Below are 19,937 nucleotides of genomic sequence, written 5' to 3'. Positions count from 1 at the left end.
CGCTCCACCGCTTTCCGAGTCATGAGAATACACGGGGCGGCACCGGTTGCCATCGCCCCTCCCATTCAGGACGACGCACCAAGCCGGCAGCTGGACACGAGATCCAGCGCCGGATCGCGCACCTTGGTCTCCACCAGCATCATGCCGAGCACCGTGTGGAACAGATTGTCATGCGATTGCGGTTTGCTCGTTTCCGCATCGAGGCAGGCGCCGGAATAGGCCGCCTTGGCGTCCTTGCCGAGCCACAGCACGAACGGCACATGGGTCTGCACGTCGGGGGCGATCATATAGGGTGCACCGTGCAGATAGAGGCCGAATTCCCCGAGCGATTCGCCATGGTCGGACATGTAGAGCATCGACACGTCGAGACGGTCCTGTTGCGCCGCGAGCCGATCGATCACGCTGGCGAGAATATGGTCGGTGTAAACGATCGTATTGTCGTAGGCGTTGACGATTTCCTCCAGCGTGCACTCGGAGAATTCCGCACTCCGGCAGTCCGGCGTGAAACGGCGGAAGGCGTCGGGATAGCGTTCCGAATAGGCCGGCCCGTGACTGCCGATCTGGTGCAGCACGAGCACGGTGTCCTTTTTGACCGAGCCGATCCAGGCGTCGAGATTGTCGAGCAGCGCCTGGTCCTGGCATTCGCCGGCCTTGCAATATTGCGGGTTGCCACCCTCGATGACCGAACGCTCCTTGACGCGCGCGGCAATCTTCTTGCTGCCGGTGTTGTTGTCCCACCATTCCACGTCCACGCCGGCATGGGAGAGCACGTCAAGCAGGTTCTCGGTCTCCAGGCCCTTGCGGTGGGTATATTCGGTGCGCGGATAGACGGAGAACATGCAGGGCAGCGAGACGGCCGTCGCCGTGCCGCAACTCGTCGTGTCGCGGAAATAGCGGATGTCCTTCGTCTTCAGCTCCGGATTGGTCTCCCGCCCGTAACCGCCGAGCGAAAAATTCGCGGCCCGCGCCGTTTCGCCGGCAACGACGATCATCAGCCGCGGCTTGCGCTCGCCCAGCGGCGCATCCCCCACACGGGCATCGGCACCCAGCGGCGCGGCCACCACATTGCGCTCCGACGACTGGCCGGCGGCAAATTTCACGGTGTTCGCCAGTGGCACGACGGGGTTCAGCATCTGGAACCAGTCACGATGGTTGCGCACGGTCGCCGCGTAGACGCGGGCGTGCGAAAACCCAGCGACGAGCGCAATGACGATCATCGGCACGATGACGGTGAGATTGGCGCGCACCTTCCAGAGGAAAGGGTGGTGACGGATCTTGACCCAGAGAAGGAGCGCCGAGGGCAGCGCGCCATAGACCAGCATGTGAAGCAGGAAGCCGGGCGTGATCATGTGGCCGGCCTCCGCGCTATTCGTCTCGGCGGCGTTGCGGATCATCTCGGTATCGATGATCACGCCGTAGCGATCCATGAACCAGGCGGCCGCCGCACTGGCCAGGATCAACAGGATGAAGAGCGGCTTCATCACATATTTCAGTGAAACGGCAACGCAGAGCGCGATGTAGAGAGAGGCGATGCCGATGGCGATGGACGCGAAGGTCGTCAGCCTGCCATCCAGATAGAGCCAGCCCTTCGACCAGAAGCTGCCGTTCGTCACGGCCAGCAGGTAAAGCGCCGTCAGCATGCTAACAGTGATGCTGCCGAACTCTGGCCGCCACAGGCCGGTACGACCGGTTTTTTCGCGCATCGGATATCCTTTCACGTTCCGTCGGGCGAAAGCGCGCCAGCGCATCGCTCCCCTGTCCCTTCCCTGCCGAGGCAAGCTGACAGCCGGCTGAACGTGTCCCGATGCCGGCGTTCAGCGCGGTGTCAGGTTCAAGGCCGATAAGTCGGCCAGTCGAGTATGAGGTGATCCGTGAAATCGAGACTGCTGCACCCGGGAATGCTGTTCGTCACAGCCTTGGTCGCCCTGGTTTTCGTGATACCGCTCGCCCAGGTGCTGCTCTCGCGACCGCATGGTGACAGCCTGCGGCAGGTCCTGATGCTGCGCGCGGGCTAGAAGCCAAAACGGCATCTCCCAGGGTCTTGATGATTCTCGCGGCTTCCGCGCGCAGCAGGGGCCTCGTGTCGGGAGAAAGCGTTTTTCACCGGATCAAAATAGAGGCTGCAACGCCTGCTCTGTGCTCCGCGGGCGCCGGTGATGGCGGCGCAAAACCCCTCCCCGCATTCACGCTTTGAATTACGGTGATACCTAAAGTCAGTTCCTATTTGGGTCAGATATGTGCAGTGCTTTTTACACATTGTTCATTTGGTTGCTCTGCGACCTGGATTCGAGAGAACTGGCACTATGGAAAACCCGATTCCTTTGATGCAGATTCCGCAGGAAAACATCTTCCGCAAAGGCGATGTCTTCGTTCTGTTCGGCGAACTGTTCGGTCGCGGTTATGCCACCGGCCTGCTGGACCAGGCCAAAAAGGCCGGCATGGAAATCATCGGCATCACGGTTGGACGGCGCGGCGACGACAACGTCCTGCGACCGCTCAACGATGAAGAGCTGCAAGCCGCAGAAGCCCAGCTGGGCGGCAGGATTATCAACGTTCCCGTCATGGCTGGCTTCGACCTCGATGCCCCCGCCGGCGAACCCACGCCCACCGATCTGCTAGGAGCATTGACGCTCGAGACCTGGGAAGACGAGAAGCTTGACTGGTCCCATATCGACAGGTGCCGGGAAGCCGGCGTCGAACGGTTCAAGGCATCCCTGTCGCAGGTCATGAGCATTCTCGATGGCATGATCGATGACGGAAAAAATGTCTACTTCGCGCACACGATGGCCGGCGGCATCCCGAAGGCAAAGGTGTTCCTGGTAATCGCCAATCGCATCTACAAGGGGCGGGGCGCTCGACACATGTCGTCGCAAACTCTGCTCGATAGCGATATGGGCAAGCTCATTCTCCAGAATTTCGATGAGGTCTCGGCCAACACTTTCCGCCATCTCATCGAGATGAGCGCAGGCATCCGGGCTCGCGTCGAGGCTTCCGGGGGTCAGGTTCGTTATTCGGCCTACGGCTACCACGGGACGGGCATTCTCGTGGGGAAAGAGTATCGCTGGCAGACCTACACGAACTACACCCAAGGCTACGCCAAGATGCGCCTCGAGCGTATTGCGGGAGAGGCATGGGCTGCCGGCATCAAGGCGACGGTCTACAACTGCCCTGAAATTCGCACCAATTCGTCCGACGTTTTCGCAGGCATTGAATTGCCCCTCATTCCTCTTCTGCTTGCCTTGAAGAAGGAAGGCGGAAGCGAATGGGCTGCGGCGCAATGGCAGGCTTGCCAGGAACTTCTTGCCGAGCCCTTCACGGTCGAAGACGTTTTGCAGAAGATCAGCGATCTGCAGACGAGTGAGGTGATGCGACCCTTCTACGATTTTTCGTCCTGGCCAATGCCCAACAGCCCGGGCCAGTCCGACATCACGATCGGCACGTCGAACGAGATCACGTCGATGCACAAGGACAGCAAGGTCCTCATCTCCGACCATCTCAGCCGGCTCGTCGTAGAGGCGACAGGACGACTGATCTTCCGGTCGTCATCCGCGCCGTCGGGTCCCGTTCTCTGGCTCAATCATGACATTGTTGCCCGCACGCTGAACGAAACCAACACGGCGAACCAGCACAGTCTAGAGGCGGCATAGGGCCGCCGCTCCGCGATAAAAGCGGAGCTTGCCGGAACGCAACCTGCTCCAGCCCACGCTGCCGCAAAGCGCCTGGGCCTGCATGCGACCGGCCAAATGCACGGTCGCCGTCGCCTTGACGCACGCACCGTCGCTCTATCCGTTATCCCGTCGCTGAAGTGCAGATGTTCGTCCCTTTCCGGAACGAGCATCTGACACGCGTCGCTCGACATCCTCTCCAGAAGGATGGCACAAACGAATCAGCAACGAAAAGGAAGCAACCATGGCAACGACACCGCGACGACCGACCAATCCGAAGGATGCCGCCGAGGCGCTTTTCAAGCCGGTGAAGAAGGTTGCCGCTCCCGCGGTCGAACGGCCTGCGATCCCGAACACGAAGGAACTCGTGTCCTTGAAGCTCGATAGCGATGTGCTGGCATTTTTCCAGTTGGATGGCCCCGGCTGGCAGGATCGGATCAACGATACCTTGCGAGCCACCATGAAGCAGTCGGCGGATCGCGGCTGAAGAGGATGTAACCGGCCCGTCGGTGTCGATGGACGCAACAAAGCCGGATCAGCACGGGGTCACAGCGTTGGACGATGATAAGGAGGGCATACTGGCCCTCATGAAATTGGCAGTTGAAGCGCCGAAGCGCGACAACACTGAATATCACCACGCCATTGCCGAGTTCCGACGAGCGTTCGCCGAGGCCGATGCGGCCTTGGGACCTGAGGTTCAGGTCCGCACCAAAGGCAAGTGGAAGCAGAACGGCAACTACGTGCTGAAAATGACATTCAAAAGAAAGGCTTCGAGCGACTGAACGGAGGCAACGCGAACGAAAACCGTCGGCTCCGGACGATGGGCCGCGAAACCCGGATCTGAGTGCGTCCTCGTGACGCCATCGGGGCAAAAGAAAACTAACGGTAGACAAGTGCGTGCAGGCACGATAGGGTGACACATCGAATTTGCTTGCTGAGCTTTGGTTATTGCGCGATTAGCACCGCGCCCTGAACGAACCTTCCTTTCAAAATCGTCATCATCATCTGCCGCGCCACGGCGTGGCGGTTTCTCAATGCTGCTATGAAAGGGTTCATCATGACCACTGGCACAGTTAAATGGTTTAATTCCACCAAGGGCTTCGGCTTCATTCAGCCTGACAATGGCGATGCAGATGCATTCGTCCACATCTCGGCCGTCGAGCGCGCAGGAATGCGCGAACTCGTCGAAGGCCAGAAGGTCAGCTTCGAACTGGAGCGCGACAAGAAGTCGGGCAAAATGTCGGCTTGCAACCTCCAGGCCGCTTAACGGATAGGCGCTTTCCTTTGACCACGGATGTACTGGCACTGCCGAAAGCACGTTAATCCAAGCAAGGCCAGGCGGTTAGCCTGGCCTTTTTGTTTCCTGCTCGCTTGTCGGGCCTCATGACGGGAACACGCATGACGGAAAAATACAGCATCTCGCGCCAGAAGGCGGAGGTTGCCTTCAGCAATATCCAAACGCAGTTCTTCGCGAAAGATAAGGCCGTGGAGGAGCTTGCCTCCCTCACCCAATCGCGAGAGGAAAAGACCCTGCGGCTTCGCGAGGCACGCCTTGCGAAGGAACTCGATGAACGCGCGTCGGCAACATCTGCCCTCATCGCAAAACGCGCGCAGCCGAGATGAGACCCCAAGAACAATCATAGTCAGGACGACGACTTGAAGAACTCTAGAGATAACCAACTTACCGACCGCCGCACGGCGGCTGCCGATGCAAAAGCGGCCCTTCTGAATGCATATCGCGCAGCGCAGGCCGCCGCCGAGCCAGCCAAGGCGGCACGCCAGGCGGAGCGCGCAGCGATTGCCGCGGCACGCGAAGAACGACGCATCGAGCGCGAGCGGGTAAAGCTGGAAGAACAAGCGCGCGCCGAGGCCGAGGCAGCTGCGCTGCAAGCGGCTGCACAGGCCGCCGCACAGGCAGAAGCGGACGCCCGCGAGCACGCCGAAAAAGCACGTATTGCACGCGTGATAGAAGACGAAGCGGCGCGAAAGGCTGCACGCGACCAGCGTTACGCCAATCGGAAAGCACGCCAAGCATAATTTCCTATGGCGACAGGATTTCCCGAGCCTTCATGCCGCTAAAGATCGCATCACCTTCAACCGCGAGCTGACCAACCGGACAGAAAGACGCCGACCGCTGATGAACTCGATGAACGCAATCCCCCCCAACGGCGTCGCTCTTGAAAAACCCTGGCTCAAAATCCTGTCCGCCTACCGCAAGCCCCATCTCGGCCGAAGCACGTTCGAGCTGGCCGTGACCCTTGCTTGCTTTGCCCTCCTCTGGGCCGCGGCGTGGGCCTCTATACACTTTGGCTACTGGTTCGGCCTGGTCCTCGTTCTCCCGGCAGCCGGATTTCTCCTCCGCCTCTTCATGTTGCAACATGATTGCGGGCACGGCTCGTTTTTCGGTCGGCGTAGCCTGGATGACTGGACAGGCCGGGTAATCGGCGTCCTGACGCTGACGCCCTACGACTACTGGCGCCGCGCCCATGCGGAACACCACGCTTCGGCCGGCAATCTGGATGAACGGGGCGTCGGCGATATAACGACGCTCACCGTCGCGGAATACGCAGCCTTGACGCGCCGCGGCCGCCTCGGCTACCGCCTATACCGGCATCCGCTCGTCATGTTCGGCATCGGTCCTGCCTGGCTCTTTCTCTTCAAGCAGAGACTGCCATTCGGCATGATGAAGTCCGGCGCGCTGCCATGGATTTCGACGATGGCGACAAATGCCGTGATCGTCGCACTCGCAGCGCTCCTCATATGGGCCGTCGGATTGGTCCCGTTCCTTCTGATCCATCTGCCGATCGTGCTTCTTGCCGGATCGGCCGGTGTCTGGCTGTTTTACGTACAACACCAGTTTGAGGATACGCACTGGTCAAAGCCGCCGGAGTGGACATTCCAGCACGCAGCCCTGCATGGCGCGTCGCACTACGACCTGCCCGGCCCGTTGCGCTGGATAACCGGCAATATCGGCATGCACCATATCCATCACCTTTCGAGCCGCGTGCCGTTTTACAGGTTGCCGGAGGTTCTGCGGGATCATCCCGAACTGGCCGATCTTGGGCGCATAACGATCAGAACGAGCCTGAGCTGTGTGAAACTCATCCTCTGGGACGAAGCATCACAACGGTTGGTGTCTCTGAAAGAAGCAAAAGCGCTCCGTAGCGCCGCATAGTGGATTTCGACACCGGATCGATCGCCATCGTAACACGATGAGCGTCATCGCCGCGCTGTGGGGACGGGCATATCCGCGGTGAGAAGACCAGGCGGGTCGCACCTTCTTACCCCGCTAGGCGATATCCATTGCCCGCTTGTGTTCTGCAATCTCGGCCAGCAGCCAGTCCTGGAACAGCCGGGTGCCGGGCTTGTTGCCGATGCTGCGGCGCTGCTGCAGGTAGTAACCCGCAGGATAGGCGTGGCGAGCGGCAAAGGGCGCGACGAGCTTGCCCTGGCGCAGGAGATCCTGCGCCATGATGGTATCGGCCAGCGCGATGCCCGCGCCGTTCATCGCCTCACGCATGATGAGCGTGCAATCGTGCAGGGTGGAGCCCGATAGCGAGCGCGGGTCGGAAACACCCTCCTGCTCCAGCCATTGTTTCCAGCGCGTGGTCTCGCATTCGTGGATCAGGTGATGCCGCAACAGGTCGGCGGGCGAACACAGCGGGATTGCGCCATCCAGCAAGGAGGGCGCGCAGACCGGTGTCAGGAGAAGCGGCACCATCATCGTCAGCGCCGGGCCGGCCTTGTAGTCGAACTCGTCGACGATTGCGAAATCGACATTGGTCCGCTTGCCGGAGGTGGAGATTTCGAGATCCACCGTCGGATGCTGGCGACGGAAACTCGGCAGGCGATCCGCCAGCCAGAGATTGAGGAAGGTCGGCTCACACATGAGCTTGACAGGTCGCGCCTTGCTGCTGCGCGGTCCGTCGTAAAAACTGACATCCTCCGTCGCCCGCCAGATCGCCTCGAAGGCCTCCGACAGGCTGCGCGCATAATAAGATCCCCGCATCGTCGGCGTCACCTGCCGGAACCCTCGTTCGAAAAGTTCCTGGCCGAGGGTTTTTTCCAGCGTTCGGATGTGCCGGCTGACGGCAGATGGCGTCAGATGCAGCTCTTCCGCCGCATCCTTGATGCTGCCGAGACGCGCCGCGGCCTCGAAAGCCCGCATGCCATTGAGTGAAGGTGTTGCCATAAAACGAGCTTGGATTATCACTTGAGTTTTTGTCAATCGATATGACAAAAATTGACGCTTGAACCTTCTGCGATATCCATTTGAGATGGCCTTCTAAGTCGCCATGGGGAAACGCTTATTCGGCCTCTGGCACCATCTCTTATCGGCGGTGGTCGGCTTGTGGCCCAATCGTCGCGTTTCGGATCGGCAGAGAGCCGTTTCCAGGCGACGGTGCATGCTGCGGCGACCACCGGCATTGCTACAGGAAGTATGCCCATATGCCTCAATCGCCAGCGCCGGTCTTCGAAGCGGCAGACGACGTATCCGTCGAAGCCCCGGTTATCGTGATCCTGCAGGCAGAAGGGCTGCCCCTCGGCCCGCGCGCTGCGGCGCTGGATGCGGCCATGGGCGGTATCGTCTCGCGTGCCTGTTCTGCGCCTGCGGCCCTTTCCGAATGCGGTACCTGCATCGATCTCGTTTCGCCGCGCGCTGTTTCGGCGCGACGCGTCGTTGTGCTTGCGCTTGGAAAGGTGGACAGCCTGACAGCCTTTGCCCTGGCGCAGGCTGGCGGCAAGCTTGGGGCGCATCTGGAGGACAAGGGCGAAGACGAGGCGACGGTTCTTCTCGATCCGATCGAGGGCACGAGCCTTGCAGCAGCAGACATTCTGGCGCGCGTCGCCCTCGGCCTGCGGCTGCGGCGCTACCGTTTCGACCTGCGCAACACGAAGCCGGTGGCAGCCGCCGACAAGACCTGGCGGCTGCAGCTGGTGGGCGCGGAGAAGGCGGCGATGGATGCGGCGCTTGCGCGCGTCAACGCCGTGGCGGAGGGCGTGGAATATGCCCGCACGCTCGTCAACCTACCACCCAACCATCTACATCCCGACAGTTTTGCCGCGCATCTGGAGCCGCTGCGGGACGCTGGCATCGAGGTGGAAGTGCTCGATGCAGCCAAGCTGAAGGAACTCGGCGCGACGGCGCTGCTTGCGGTTGGTGCCGGTTCGGTGCGGCCCCCGCGGCTCGCAGTCCTGCGCTATCGCGGCGAAGGTTCGAGCGATCAGCCGCTCGCCTTCGTCGGCAAGGGCGTCTGTTTCGATTCCGGCGGGCTCTGCATCAAGGGCGGCGCGCAGATGTTCGACATGAAGGCCGACATGGCCGGCGCGGCGGCGGTTGTCGGCCTCCTCCTGTCGCTCGCGAAACAGAAGAGCCCGGTGCATGCCATCGGCGTGCTCGGCATTGCCGAGAACCTGCCGTCCGGCCATTCGCTGAAACCCCGCGACATCATTTCCACCCTGTCCGGCCAGAGCGTGGAGGTTTTCGACACCGACGCGGAGGGCCGCCTGATCCTTGCGGACTGTCTCTACTATGCGGCGACACGTTTCGAGCCGTCGGTGATCGTGGATCTCGCAACACTGACCTATTCGGTGATGCGCGGCCTCGGATCGATCTTTGCCGGCCTGTTCAGCACGGACGATGCGATCGCCAGCGGCATGATCGCCGCCGGCGAGACGGTCGGCGAACGTTTCTGGCGCCTGCCGCTCGATCGCGCCTATGACGAGGGCTTGAAGTCGCCACTGGCGGACCTGCGCCACCACGCCAAGGACATGGAAGACGGCGACGCCCCCTATGCCGCGGCCTTCCTGCGCCATTTCACGGAGGATCGCCCCTGGGTGCACCTCGACATCGCCGGCAAGGAACTTGCCGGCGAGGATCGCCCGATCGGCCGGCAGGGGGCAACGGCCTTCGGCGTGCAGATGCTGGAAGAATGGGTACAGGCCAGCCGCAAGGACGCTTGAGCGCCTTTGACTGGGAAAGGATTGAGAATGCCGTCGACGATCAACAGCACGGAAGGCCGGGCGCCGTTCAGGGGATATGAAACCTGGTACCGCATCAGTGGCGACCTTGGCGGCGACAAGCTGCCGGTCGTGATCCTGCATGGCGGGCCGGGCGTCGCGCACAATTATGTCGATGCCTACAAGCTGCTCGCCCGCGATGGGCGGGCCGTCATCCACTATGACCAGCTGGGATGCGGCAATTCGACCCTGCTGCCGGAAAAGGGTGCGGATTTCTGGACGCCGCAGCTCTTCATCGACGAATTGGAAAACCTCGTCGATCACCTCGGCATTCGCGGCGGTTTCCATGTGCTCGGCCAGAGCTGGGGCGGCATGCTGGGCGCGGAATATGCCGTGCTGCGGCCGGAAGGGCTTACCTCGCTCACCATCGCCAATTCGCCCGCCTCCATGACGCTCTGGGTTGCGGAGGCGAACCGGCTGCGCGCCGACCTGCCGCAGGACGTGCAGGACACGTTGACCCGGCACGAAATGGCGGGCACGACGGACCATCCCGACTATCAGGCGGCGACAACGGCCTTCTACGAACGGCACGTCTGTCGCGTCGTGCCGTTCCCTCCCGAGGTGACGGCAAGTTTCGAACAGGCCGCGCGCAATCCCACCGTCTATACGCTGATGAACGGGCCGAATGAGTTCCACGTCATCGGCACCCTGAAGACCTGGAGCATCATCGACCGCCTGCCGGCCATCGACACGCCGACGCTGATCATCTCAGGACGCTACGACGAAGCCACGCCCGCGACCGTGCAGCCCTTCAAGGACGGCATCAAGAGCGCGCACTGGGAGATATTCGAGCATTCCAGCCACATGCCCCACGTTGAGGAACAGGATGCATGCATGCGGGTGGTGGGAAACTTCCTCAATCAGCACGACAAATAGAACAGATAGAAAAGGGGATCGAACATGAAAAAACTGCTTCTGACGGCATCGGCCGTCGCTCTCATGGCTGGCACTTGGCTGGCCCCGGCGCAGGCCGAATATCTCCAAGAACATCGCGGCGGCACCATGCGGCTTCTCGCCAGATCGGCGGCCGGGACGCTCGACCCGCACATCAACTACACGTCCCAAGGCTGGCAGATGTACCAGCCGATCTATGACGGCCTCGTCACCTTCCGCAAGGCCGAGGGCATGGATGGCTTCACGGTCGTGGCTGACCTCGCCGAGGCGATGCCGGACATCAGCAACGACGGCAAGACTTTCACTTTCAAACTGCGCAAGGGCATCAAGTTCTCGACCGGCCAGGAGGTCGGCGTGAAGGATGTGGTCGCCTCGTTCCAGCGTATCTTCAAGGTCTCCGGCCCAACCTCCGGCACCTTCTATGCCGGCATCGTGGGTGCCGACAAATGCCTTGCCGACACCAAGAGCTGCACGCTGGAAGGCGGCGTCGTAGGTGATGAAGCCGCCGGCACGGTCACCATCAACCTCACGAAGCCGGACGCCGAGTTCCTCTACAAGCTCGCCCTGCCCCACGCTGCGACGCTGCCGGCCGATACGCCGGCCGAAGACGCGGGCTCCGTGCCGATCCCGAGCACCGGCCCCTACATGATTTCTGCCTTCGACCCCAACAAGGGCATGACCGTCTCACGCAATCCGCATTTCAAGCAGTGGAGCGAAGAGGCCCAGCCGGACGGCTATCCTGATGTCGTGCAATACGACTTCGGCCTCTCCGAAGAGGCGGCGGTGACGGCGATCCAGAACGGCGAGGCGGACTGGATGTTCGATTCACTGCCGAGCGACCGTCTCGCAGAGGTCGGCACCAAGTACACGGAGCAGCTGCACATCGCGCCGCTTTCGGCCTGGTGGTATGCGCCGCTCAACACGCGCCTTGCACCGTTCGACAATGTGAAGGCCCGCCAGGCCGTCGCCTTCGCCATCGATCGCAACGCACTGGTCAAGCTGTTCGGCGGCAAGGTACTCGCCTCGCCGGTTTGCCAGATTCTGCCGCCGGACTTCCCCGGCCACGTAGACTATTGCCCCTACACGAAGGATCCCGGTGCCAAGTGGTCGGCACCCGATGTCGAGAAGGCCAAGCAGCTGGTCGATGAATCGGGCACCAAGGGCCAGAAGGTGACGGTCATCGTCGAGGACACCGCCGTCTCGCGCTCCATCGGCGTCTACCTGCAGAGCGTGCTGACCAGCATCGGCTACGTCGCCGACGTCAAGCCGATCTCCGCCAACATCCAGTTCACCTATATCCAGAACACCAACAACAAGGTGCAGATGTCGGTGACCCAGTGGTACAAGGATTATCCGGCGGCTTCGAACTTCCTGAACATCCTGTTCGGCTGCGCTTCCTTCCGCGAGGGCTCGGACGCCTCGATCAACATCGCCGGCTTCTGCGACAAGGACATCGATGCCAAGATGCAGAAGGCGCTGGATCTCGGCGTCACCGACCAGAAGGCGGCCGACGTGCTGTGGAGCGAAATCGACAAGCAGGTCACCGACCAGGCGCCGGCCATTGGCCTCTTCACGCCGAAGCGGCTCGACTTCGTCAGCAAGCGCCTCGGAAACTTCAAGTTCAACCGCCAGTTCGACTGGATGATCACCCAGTCCTGGGTACAGTAAGACCCGGCGGAGGCAAACTGCGTGTCGAATGAAGTCGTTGCCATGCAGCACGCGACGCGAGGGCCATGGGCCCTCGCTTTCGTGCGATTGAGGCGCAACGGGGCCGCCATGGTGTCCCTGACGGTATTTCTCATCATCGTCCTTTCCTGTCTCAGCGCGCCGCTCTACGCGCGCTGGGCGGGCGTGGACCCGTTCACCTCGACCCTTGACGCCGTCATCATGGTCAACGGGGTCGAGGTTCCGGTGATGGAAGCCTCGACGGAAGGGCTCGGGCTCGGCTACACGCCGATCGGTCCCACCTGGGAGCTCGGCAACTACTTCCTCGGCGCGGACAGCCAGGGCCGCGACGTCATGGCCCGCCTTCTCTATGGCGGGCTCAACTCCCTGATGATCGCGGCAGCCGCCACGATCTTCACGCTGACCGTCGGCACGACGGCCGGCCTCGTCGCCGGCTATTTCGGCGGAATTACCGACACCATCCTGTCGCGCCTGCTCGACATTCTCTGGGCCTTCCCGATCTACCTGCTGGCGATATCGCTTTCCATCGTCACCATCACCTCCGGTATCTCGATCGGGCCGATCCTCATCGAATCCGGCAGTCTCTGGCTGCCGATCATCATCATCGGCATCGTCTACATTCCCTATGTGGCGCGTCCCATCCGCGGCCAGGTCCTCGCGCTGCGCGGCAGCGAGTTCGTGCTGGCCGCCATCAATCTCGGCGTGCCCGGGTGGCGCATCCTCTGGCGCGACATCCAGCCGAACATCACCACGACGCTCATCGTCTTCGTGCCGCTGATGATGGCCCTGAACATGCTGACGGAATCGGCCCTCTCCTTCCTGTCGATCGGCGTGCAGCCGCCGGCGGCAAGCTGGGGCACCATCATCCAGGATGGGCAGGCGCTGCTTTATACCCGTCCGCTCGTAGCGCTCGCGCCGGGCCTGGCAATCGCCGTCTCCGTGATGGTTCTCAACGTTTTCGGCGACGGCCTGCGCGATGCGCTCGACCCGCGCTCGAAAGTTCGACTGGGGCGCACCTGATGATCTACGCCATCCTGCGCCGCTTCGGTCAGATGCTGTTCGTGATGTTCGGCATTTCCGTCATCGTCTTCCTGATCTTCTTCGCCACGCCGGGATCCGATCCCGCCGCGCGCATTGCCGGGCGCAATGCCTCGCCCGAGGTGCTGGAGGCGGTCCGCCACTCCTTCGGCTTCGACCGGCCGCTCTATGTGCAATACGGCCTGATGATGCAGAAGCTCTTCATCACCGGCGATCTCACCTCCTTCGTCAACCGCGGCTGGAAAGTGGTGCCGGCGGTGTTCGACGCCATTCCGGTCACCCTGTCGCTGGTCTTCGGCGCGGCGATCCTCTGGGTGGTCGTCTCGGTGATCATCGGCATCGTCGCGGCAGCGACGCGCGACAGCTGGCTGGACAAGCTGCTGATGGCGCTCGGCCTCATCGGCATCTCCATGCCGGTCTACTGGCTCGGCGAGGTGATGAACCTCATCACCCAGAGCCGCTATCATGACAGCTGGCTGTTCTCCTGGGTGCCGCCGCTCGGCTACAAGCCATTGATGAGCGACCCGAAGGGCTGGTTCCTCACCCTGGTCATTCCCTGGATCACGCTGGCCGTGCTCTATATCGGCATCTACGGGCGCGTGTTGCGCGCGGCGATCATCGAATCCATGCAGGAGGATTTCATCCGCACCGCCCGGGCCAAAGGCCTGTCGGAAACCCGCATCCTGCTGCGCCACGGCCTGCGCACCTCGCTGATTTCCTTCGTCACCCTGTTCGGCCTGGATTTCGGCGCACTGGTGGGCGGTTCGGCCCTTCTGACCGAGGTGGTCTTCGGCCTCAACGGCATCGGCAAGCTCACCTATGACGCGATGCAGAACCTCGACCTGCCGATGATCATGACGACCGTCATGTATGCCTCGATGTTCGTGGTGATCGCCAATGCGGTGGTCGATTTCGTCTATATCCTTCTCGATCCCCGTGTGAGGACGTCATGATGCTCTCCGTGCGCGACCTCAAGGTAACGTTTCGCACCGAAGGCGGCCTGGTGCGGGCCATCGATGGTGTCTCCTTCGATCTCGACCAGGGCGAAATCCTCGGCGTCGTCGGTGAATCCGGCTCCGGCAAGACCGTCTCGCTTCTGGCGGTGATGGGGCTCATCACGGATCCCAACGCCACGATCGAGGGCTCGATCCGCTACAAGGGCCAGGAACTGATCGGCCTGCCGGCGCGCGAGTTGCGGCATCTGCGCGGCCGCGAGATCGCCATGATCTTCCAGGATCCGATGACGGCCCTGACGCCTGTCTATACGATCGGCTGGCAGATCGCCGAACAGATCCGCGCCCATGAGAAGATCAGCAAGGCGAAAGCGCTGGCGCGGGTGGAGGAACTGCTGGCGGAGGTGAACTTCCCCAATCCACGCGAGGCCATGTCGCGCTATCCGCACCAGCTTTCCGGCGGCATGCGCCAGCGCGCGGTCATCGCCATGGCGCTGTCGTGCAATCCGGCGCTGCTTGTCGCCGACGAGCCGACGACGGCGCTCGACGTCACCGTGCAGGCCGGCATCCTCGATCTCGTGCGCAAGCTGCGTGCCACCCACAATTCCGCGGTCGTCTTCATCACGCACGATATGGGCGTGGTGTCCGACCTCGCCGACCGGGTCATGGTCATGTATGCGGGCCGTGTGGTGGAGCGCGGCAACCGGGCGGCGTTGTTCTCCGATCCGCGCCATCCCTATACACGCGCGCTGCTCGGCTCGATCCCGCCGCTGACCGGCGACAAGCCGCATCGCCTGCCGGCCATTCCCGGCTCGCCACCCTCGCTGCTGCGCCTGCCGCAGGGCTGCGCTTTCGCTCCGCGATGTCCTTTGAGCTACGACCCCTGCCGCACTGAAAAACCGGCCCTCCCCCATGGTCCGCACGCTGCCGCGTGCTTCCGGGAGGTGCAAGCATGAGCGACGCGATGACAGACAACGACCGGCCGATCCTCGAGACGCGCGCGCTCGGAAAACGCTTCTCGATCGGCACACGGTTTTCCGCGGAAGGCCGGCGGACTGTGCATGCGGTCGACAACGTCTCGATTGCCGTGCGGCGCGGGGAGACCCTCGGCCTCGTCGGGGAATCAGGGTGCGGCAAGTCCACCCTCGCCCGCTGCCTTGTGCGACTGTATGACGTCTCCGACGGCAAGCTGCTGTTTGAAGACGAGGACATCACCTCCAAGCCGCTTCGCGAACTGCGGCCGCTGCGCCGGCGTCTGCAGATGGTCTTCCAGGACCCGTCCGCCTCGCTCAATCCACGCCGTCGCGTGGGCGACCTAGTCGGCGAGCCGCTGCGCATCCACACGAAACTCTCGGCTGCGGAAATCGACCGGCGCGTCGCGGAGCTGTTCGAGATCGTCGGCCTGCTGCCCGACCATGTCGGGCGCTATCCGCACGAATTTTCCGGCGGGCAGCGTCAGCGCGTCGGCATTGCGCGGGCCATCGCGCTCAATCCCGACCTCGTCGTGCTGGATGAACCCGTTTCCGCGCTCGACGTCTCGGTGCAGGCGCAGATCGTCAATCTGCTCGCCGATCTCCAGGAAAAGCTGAACCTCACCTACATCTTCATTGCCCACGACCTGTCGGTGGTGCGTCAGGTCTCGACCCGCATCGCCGTCATGTATCTCGGTTCGATCGTGGAGGAAGGGCCTGCCGAAGCGGTCTTCGCCGCGCCAGCCCATCCCTACAGCCAGGCGCTCATTTCGGCGGTTCCGATCGTTGAGAAGACGCCCGGCGGCACGCGCAAGCGCATTCTTCTGACAGGCGACGTACCAAGCCCGCTCAACCCACCCTCCGGCTGCCGCTTCCATCCCCGCTGTCCGATCGCCAAGGATCGCTGCCGCACCGAGCGGCCCGAACTGACCTCTCACGGCGCCGGCCGAAAGGTCGCCTGTCATTTTCCGACGATCTGATGCGAGCCCATGGCCGCTCGCGGCCTTGAACCCATGAAAAAGGGGCCGTGTGTGAACGCGGCCCCTTTTTCATGCGATCTTTCGCGCGGCTTACGTCTTCGGCGAGATATCCCGCTTGAACCACTTGATGGCGAGGCGCGACAGGGTGCCGTCGGCGATGGCCGCATTGATCGCGTCGTCGAACAGCTTTTTCAGCTCGGTATCGTCCTTGCGCAGGCCGACGGACTGACCGCCGCCCAGTGGGCCGCCGGTGAACTCGGTGCCCGCGAAGGCTACCTGGTCGGCACCGATCTTTTCGAGGGCCTTGTCGAGCGCGACGGGTGACGCCATCACGCCATCGACGCGTCCGGCTTCCAAGTCAAGGTCGTGCTGCTCGGTGGTCTTGTATTCGCGGAACTCGATGGTCGGGAAGAGTTCGGCCATGATCTGGCCCGCGGTCGTCGAGCCCTGGGCACCGATCACCATGCCGTCCATGAAGGGCAGCATCTCCGCGGCGGCAGCCTTCGCCGCTTCCTTGTCCTTGCCCATGTCGATCTGCTTGCCGACCGGCATGTTGGCGAGCGTCGAATCCTTGCGCACGAGGAAGGCGGCCGAGCCGGTGCCGTAGTTGCGCGAGAAGGTGATGACCTTTTCCCGCTCCTCGGTCTGCAGCATGCCGGCAACGATGGCGTCGAACTTGCCGGCGTTCAGCGACGGGATCAGGCCGTCCCAGTCCTGCACGATGACCTCGCACTTGACCTTCATGCGCGGGCAGATGTCCGCAAGCATGTCGATCTCGTAGCCGGCCAGCTTGCCGCCGGCTTCCGTGAAGTTCCAGGGCGCATAGGCGCCTTCCGTCGCGACCGTGATGGTGCGCGTCGGCTCCTCGGCGCCGGCCGCGGATGCAGCAAGCGCGATGCCGAGAGTGGTGATGACTATTTTACCAAACCTGTTCAACATATTAGCTACTCCTCTTTGCCAATGTTTGAAGTTGTGTGTTCGCTCAGGCGCCGACGAGCGCGCCGTCCTTCGCGACGGGCATACCCTTGCGGTAGACAGATCGGCGGGCGGGGCGAGATGCGACGGCATCGGCCGGCGTTTCGGCCCGCACCAGAAGGAAGGTGGCGTCGCAGCCGGGCTCCAGGCCGTAACCTTGAAGGGCCATGGTGCGCGCGCCGCCATGGGTGCACAGGCCGAGTGCCAGTTCGATATGAATGTCATTGATGAAGTCGTTGCGCTGCGAGACGATGGCCGCGCGGTCGAGCATGTCGGCATTACCGAAGGGTTGCCAGGTGTCGCGCACGCCATCGCTGCCCGAGCAGATTTTCACGCCCATGTCGCTGAGATCGAGCACCGGCGGCCGGGGGCTCGCAGCACCACCCTTGGTCATCAGGTGCACGCCGGCCTCCGCCATCATGCCACCGAGCCGCGCCAGCGGCCTGTCGGCCAGCATGCCGAGGCAGAAGCCATGGCTGACCGTCACCCGGTCCGCCATGCCCAATGCCTTCGTGCGCTCCACGATGAGTTCGATGGCGAAGGCGCCGAGGGCGTCGGGTTCGTGCAGGTGGATGTCGACGGGTTTGCCGTGACGCTCGGCCATTGCGAAGATCGTGTCGAGATGGCCCTTGGGATCGCGGTCGACGCCCGACGGGTCGAGGCCGCCCACCACGTCGGCGCCCGCGCGCATCGCCTGTTCCATCAGCTCGACCGTGCCGGGGCGGATCAGCATGCCGCTCTGCGGGAAGGCGACGATCTCGATATCGACGATGTCTCGGTAGCGCTCGCGCGAGGCGAGCACGCCTTCGAGCCCGGCAAGGCCGTATTCCGTGTCGATGTCGACATGGGTGCGGATATGGCTGGTGCCGTTGGCCACGGAACGCTCGATCTGTGCGGCCGACTGGCGCGCGGGATCGATGCCGAGCTCGCGCTTCATCCGCCGCTCGTTCTCGATGAGGTCGACCAGTTCCAGACCGACATCGTTGCGATACCAGGGCATGCCGAGCAGCGTCTTGTCGAGATGGGTATGGGCATCGACAAGGCCCGGCAGCATGAGCAGGCCTTCGCCGTCAACGACGCGGATCTCCGCCGCAAAGGGCCGGGAACCGTGCGGAAGGATTTCGGCGATCCGGCCATCGCGGATCACCACGTCCTTTGCCGCCGCTCCGTTCGGCCGCACATTGATGAGAACAAATTCAGTCGACATGGGTGGCTTCTCCAAAGGTCCGCAATTCAGCCGAAACGGCTCATGGCGTAGGGTGCGGGATCGGCGAAGGGTGTTTCGCCGGTCATCATTTCCGCCAGCAGCCGGCCGGTGACGGGGCCGAGCGTCAGGCCGTGGTGATTGTGGCCGAAGGCGAACCACAGGCCCTTGTGGCGCGGCGCCGGACCGATGATCGGGCGCATGTCCGGCAGGCAGGGTCGTGCCCCCATCCAGGGCTCCGGCTCGACGCGTCGGCCGAGCGGGAAGATTGCGCGGGCATGGGGTTCGGTCTGGTTGATCTGGACAGGCGTTGCTGGATCGTCGCGGTGGGCGAACTCGATGCCTGTGGTCAGGCGGATACCCCGCGCCATGGGCGCGAGCAGATAGCCACGTTCCACGTCGACAACCGGATGGTTCATCACGGCATCGCCGGCCGGCTCGATATGCACGTGATAGCCGCGCTTGACGGCAAGCGGCACGCGGTAGCCGAGCGGCTTGTAAACCGTATCCGACCACGGCCCGAGCGCCACCACGGCCTCGCGGGCGGTAATGCGGCGGCCGTCCGCAACAAGGCTCCAGCCATCCTCGCATGCGGCAAGGCTCGTCGCATCGCCCCGGACCACTGCACCACCGCGGCGCGTAAAGAGCGCGGCATAGTCCGCCACCAGCCCGCCGGGATCGGCTGTCGTGGCGGGATCGAGCCAATGGACGGCTCCTGCAAACTGGCCCGTCAGATGCGGCTCGCGGACGGAAAGCTCCTGCGGGTCGAGGAAATCGTAGCGAATGCCGAATTCGTCCAGAGCGCGCGCCGCACGCTTGGCCGCCGAAAACGCCCCTTCGCTGCGATAGGCCTCTATCCACCCGGTACGCCGCGCCCGATGCTGAATGCCGGCTTCGGCCATCAAGGCGGTGTGCTCGATGAGCGAACGTTCGATAAGCGGCAGCATGTCGAGCGCGGCACGGCGCAAGCGCCGGGCGGAGGATTCCGACCAGAAACGGGCAAGCCACGGAAGGACTTTTGGCAGAAACCGCCAGTGGAAACGCACATCGGCGGAACGGTTCGTCGCATATTTCAGCAGCGTTGCGATTTCGCGTGGAAATCCATAGGGAATGACGCTTGCCCGTTCGATGAGCCCGGCATTGCCATAGCTCGTCTCCTCACCCGGCGCGCGGCGGTCGACCAGCAGCACCGATTTACCGCGCTTCTGCAGGTGCAGCGCCACCGAGACGCCTATGATGCCGGCGCCGAGCACCAGAACATCCATATCGGGACGCTGGCTCTCTGAACGGGGGGACGATCCGGATGATTGATGCATGATGACAGTTTTCTGACTTTATTTTGCGCTACGTTAATTATATAACATTACGACAAGGCGTTCCCGCAGGGTTTGCGAGCGGGCGAAAGTGGAAAGACGGCGGGCGCGACATGCGGAACGGCAATTGGGTGGAAGAGAGTTCGGTGCGCCAGCGGCTGTGACCTTGCCCCGTTGAAATAATCCATTTTGAAGTAAGCTCTGGCCCATTGAGAGGACCAGGGAATGAAGCGCAAC

General features: G+C 62.7%; 21 protein-coding genes. 15 read left to right on the top strand and 6 right to left on the bottom strand.

All coding sequences use genetic code 11. The annotated features are described in order from the left end of the window. Positions 1–65 precede the first annotated feature (65 nt). A complete protein-coding gene (locus AC1RT2_RS26420) occupies positions 66–1,703 on the bottom strand; it encodes a phosphoethanolamine transferase (protein WP_493106768.1) in 1,638 nt (545 codons plus the stop codon). 168 nt (positions 1,704–1,871) lie between these two features. On the opposite strand from AC1RT2_RS26420, the gene AC1RT2_RS26415 reads away from it, so the two are divergent. From AC1RT2_RS26415 to AC1RT2_RS26380, 8 genes are all read left to right on the top strand, one after another. Further along, a complete protein-coding gene (locus AC1RT2_RS26415) occupies positions 1,872–2,015 on the top strand; it encodes a hypothetical protein (protein WP_493106766.1) in 144 nt (47 codons plus the stop codon). 288 nt (positions 2,016–2,303) lie between these two features. Beyond that, a complete protein-coding gene (locus AC1RT2_RS26410) occupies positions 2,304–3,647 on the top strand; it encodes an enoyl ACP reductase FabMG family protein (RefSeq protein WP_493106764.1) in 1,344 nt (447 codons plus the stop codon). A 262-nt stretch (positions 3,648–3,909) separates the two neighbouring features. After that, positions 3,910–4,152, top strand: a complete 243-nt coding sequence (locus AC1RT2_RS26405) for a BrnA antitoxin family protein (RefSeq protein WP_069058180.1) — start codon at positions 3,910–3,912, stop codon at positions 4,150–4,152. Positions 4,153–4,252: 100 nt separating this feature from the next. Beyond that, positions 4,253–4,447, top strand: a complete 195-nt coding sequence (locus tag AC1RT2_RS26400) for a hypothetical protein (RefSeq protein WP_069061322.1) — start codon at positions 4,253–4,255, stop codon at positions 4,445–4,447. 275 nt (positions 4,448–4,722) lie between these two features. Further along, positions 4,723–4,932 carry a cold-shock protein gene (locus AC1RT2_RS26395; RefSeq protein ID WP_069058179.1) on the top strand — a complete coding sequence of 70 codons (210 nt, stop codon included), beginning with the start codon at positions 4,723–4,725 and terminating at the stop codon, positions 4,930–4,932. A gap of 131 nt (positions 4,933–5,063) precedes the next feature. Continuing rightward, positions 5,064–5,288, top strand: a complete 225-nt coding sequence (locus AC1RT2_RS26390) for a hypothetical protein (RefSeq protein ID WP_493106761.1) — start codon at positions 5,064–5,066, stop codon at positions 5,286–5,288. Between the two features lie 33 nt (positions 5,289–5,321). Continuing rightward, positions 5,322–5,702, top strand: a complete 381-nt coding sequence (locus AC1RT2_RS26385; RefSeq protein ID WP_493106759.1) for a DUF6481 family protein — start codon at positions 5,322–5,324, stop codon at positions 5,700–5,702. A 100-nt stretch (positions 5,703–5,802) separates the two neighbouring features. Then, positions 5,803–6,840 (top strand): fatty acid desaturase, encoded by a 1,038-nt coding sequence (locus AC1RT2_RS26380; protein WP_493106757.1) that lies wholly within the window; start codon positions 5,803–5,805, stop codon positions 6,838–6,840. 114 nt (positions 6,841–6,954) lie between these two features. Here AC1RT2_RS26380 and AC1RT2_RS26375 read toward each other — a convergent pair whose 3' ends face one another. Then, on the bottom strand, positions 6,955–7,857 hold the full coding sequence (locus AC1RT2_RS26375; protein ID WP_493106755.1) for a LysR family transcriptional regulator: 903 nt from the start codon (positions 7,855–7,857) through the stop codon (positions 6,955–6,957). A gap of 257 nt (positions 7,858–8,114) precedes the next feature. On the opposite strand from AC1RT2_RS26375, the gene AC1RT2_RS26370 reads away from it, so the two are divergent. Genes AC1RT2_RS26370 through AC1RT2_RS26340 form a run of 7 tightly spaced genes read left to right on the top strand, consistent with a single transcriptional unit; the run spans position 8,115 to position 16,208 of the window. Beyond that, positions 8,115–9,629, top strand: coding sequence for a leucyl aminopeptidase (locus AC1RT2_RS26370; RefSeq protein ID WP_493106753.1), 1,515 nt, complete (start codon positions 8,115–8,117; stop codon positions 9,627–9,629). Between the two features lie 27 nt (positions 9,630–9,656). Then, positions 9,657–10,562 carry a proline iminopeptidase-family hydrolase gene (locus tag AC1RT2_RS26365; protein ID WP_493106751.1) on the top strand — a complete coding sequence of 302 codons (906 nt, stop codon included), beginning with the start codon at positions 9,657–9,659 and terminating at the stop codon, positions 10,560–10,562. Between the two features lie 24 nt (positions 10,563–10,586). Next, positions 10,587–12,248 (top strand): ABC transporter substrate-binding protein, encoded by a 1,662-nt coding sequence (locus AC1RT2_RS26360; RefSeq protein WP_493106749.1) that lies wholly within the window; start codon positions 10,587–10,589, stop codon positions 12,246–12,248. A 42-nt stretch (positions 12,249–12,290) separates the two neighbouring features. Further along, positions 12,291–13,286 carry an ABC transporter permease gene (locus AC1RT2_RS26355; protein ID WP_493106948.1) on the top strand — a complete coding sequence of 332 codons (996 nt, stop codon included), beginning with the start codon at positions 12,291–12,293 and terminating at the stop codon, positions 13,284–13,286. Then, a complete protein-coding gene (locus AC1RT2_RS26350; RefSeq protein WP_069058171.1) occupies positions 13,286–14,257 on the top strand; it encodes an ABC transporter permease in 972 nt (323 codons plus the stop codon). The genes AC1RT2_RS26355 and AC1RT2_RS26350 overlap by 1 nt, the downstream gene beginning before the upstream one ends. Further along, positions 14,254–15,213, top strand: a complete 960-nt coding sequence (locus AC1RT2_RS26345; RefSeq protein ID WP_493106746.1) for an ABC transporter ATP-binding protein — start codon at positions 14,254–14,256, stop codon at positions 15,211–15,213. Before AC1RT2_RS26350 ends, AC1RT2_RS26345 begins: the two co-directional genes overlap by 4 nt. Then, positions 15,210–16,208 (top strand): ABC transporter ATP-binding protein, encoded by a 999-nt coding sequence (locus AC1RT2_RS26340; protein WP_493106744.1) that lies wholly within the window; start codon positions 15,210–15,212, stop codon positions 16,206–16,208. Before AC1RT2_RS26345 ends, AC1RT2_RS26340 begins: the two co-directional genes overlap by 4 nt. Before the next feature lie 90 nt (positions 16,209–16,298). On the opposite strand, the gene AC1RT2_RS26335 is transcribed toward AC1RT2_RS26340, so the two are convergent. The 4 genes from AC1RT2_RS26335 to AC1RT2_RS26320 form a co-directional block, all read right to left on the bottom strand. Further along, positions 16,299–17,147 (bottom strand): transporter substrate-binding domain-containing protein, encoded by an 849-nt coding sequence (locus AC1RT2_RS26335; protein WP_493106742.1) that lies wholly within the window; start codon positions 17,145–17,147, stop codon positions 16,299–16,301. 43 nt (positions 17,148–17,190) lie between these two features. Continuing rightward, a complete protein-coding gene (locus AC1RT2_RS26330) occupies positions 17,191–18,390 on the bottom strand; it encodes an amidohydrolase family protein (RefSeq protein WP_493106740.1) in 1,200 nt (399 codons plus the stop codon). A 26-nt stretch (positions 18,391–18,416) separates the two neighbouring features. Beyond that, positions 18,417–19,703, bottom strand: a complete 1,287-nt coding sequence (locus tag AC1RT2_RS26325) for an NAD(P)/FAD-dependent oxidoreductase (RefSeq protein ID WP_493106738.1) — start codon at positions 19,701–19,703, stop codon at positions 18,417–18,419. Positions 19,704–19,750: 47 nt separating this feature from the next. Continuing rightward, positions 19,751–19,937 (bottom strand): hypothetical protein (locus AC1RT2_RS26320; protein WP_493106736.1); only part of this gene is annotated, 187 nt, incomplete at its 5' end.

This window comes from Shinella sp. GW821-FHT11G07 (genome assembly GCF_058808115.1).
This window is presented reverse-complemented; position numbering and strand designations above follow the sequence as displayed.